The organism is Streptomyces sp. UF-297, assembly GCF_058245575.1.
This window is the reverse complement of record NZ_JBSIBZ010000232.1, coordinates 1-896: the sequence shown is the minus strand read 5'-3', so window position 1 is coordinate 896 and position 896 is coordinate 1. Positions and strand designations below refer to the sequence as shown.

Here is an 896-nt window from a genome sequence, read left to right as displayed (position 1 = left end):
GGGTGGTCAGCCGATGGGGTTGACGAAGGTGGCCGGGTGGGTGGCGCCGTCCTGGTGGACGAGCGGGCCCCAGGGCCACTTCAGGGTCAGCGAGGTGGTCTCGTTCGGCGGCGTGACCGCCACCGTGGCGGGCTTCCAGGAACCCTCCTCGTTCTCCTTGGCCAGCGCGAGGTTGAGGGTGAAGTCGGTGCTGTCGCCGGGCGCGAGGGTGATCGAGCCGTGCCTGGCCGAGGAACGGACCAGCGACCAGACCGGGCCGCCCGCGTCCGGCCTGAGGTCCACACCCGCGAAACCGCCGATCGTGCAGGCGCGGCCACTGGTGTTGGTCAGCACGATGCTGGTGGTCGTCGCACCCTTCGCATCCGGGTCCGGCACCGCGTCCTCGCCGGTGGCGAAGACCGCCTTCAGCCCGGAGGTGTGACAGCGCTGGATACCCGAGCCCGCCCTGCCGCCACCGGCGGCGGGCTGCGCGCCGCTCGCCTGCCTGCCCGCGGCCCGCGTCTTGGTGTCGGCCTTGGCGCCGGGGGCCGCCTTGGCCTCGGAGCCGGAGCCCGTCTTGACGTCGGGGCTCGTCTTGGCGTCGGAGCCTTCCGTGCCGGCGGAGGAGCCCGCGCCGCCGGACTCGACGGCGGCCACCCCCATATCCGTACGGCCCGAAGCCTTCGCCCCGGCGGCGTCCGAGCCGGAACAGGCGGTCAGGGTCAGGCCGGCGGCCGCGGTCAGGGCCGCGGCGGCAACACGCAGCATGCGGCGACGAGCGGTACGGACAGAGGCGCTGGAGCTCATTTCGGATCCCCCCGGGGGCAGTCGGTGTCGGTCTCTCCTCGGTACGACACCCACACTGACCCGGGCCACCACCGCACGACTGCCGCACCGCTAACACCCGGCTAACACGG

General features: G+C 73.4%; 1 protein-coding gene. It reads right to left on the bottom strand.

What is annotated here, in order from left to right:
* Positions 1-6: 6 nt before the first annotated feature.
* The gene (locus AC4IJH_RS43590) at positions 7-747 is read right to left on the bottom strand and encodes a DUF4232 domain-containing protein (RefSeq protein WP_490857577.1); all 741 of its coding nucleotides are present in this window, start codon (positions 745-747) and stop codon (positions 7-9) included.
* Positions 748-896 lie beyond the last annotated feature (149 nt).

Coding starts and splice junctions, on each gene's coding strand:
- AC4IJH_RS43590 (WP_490857577.1), bottom strand. CDS start 747: ATGCTGCGTGTTGCCGCCGCGGCCCTGACCGCGGCCGCCGGCCTGACC.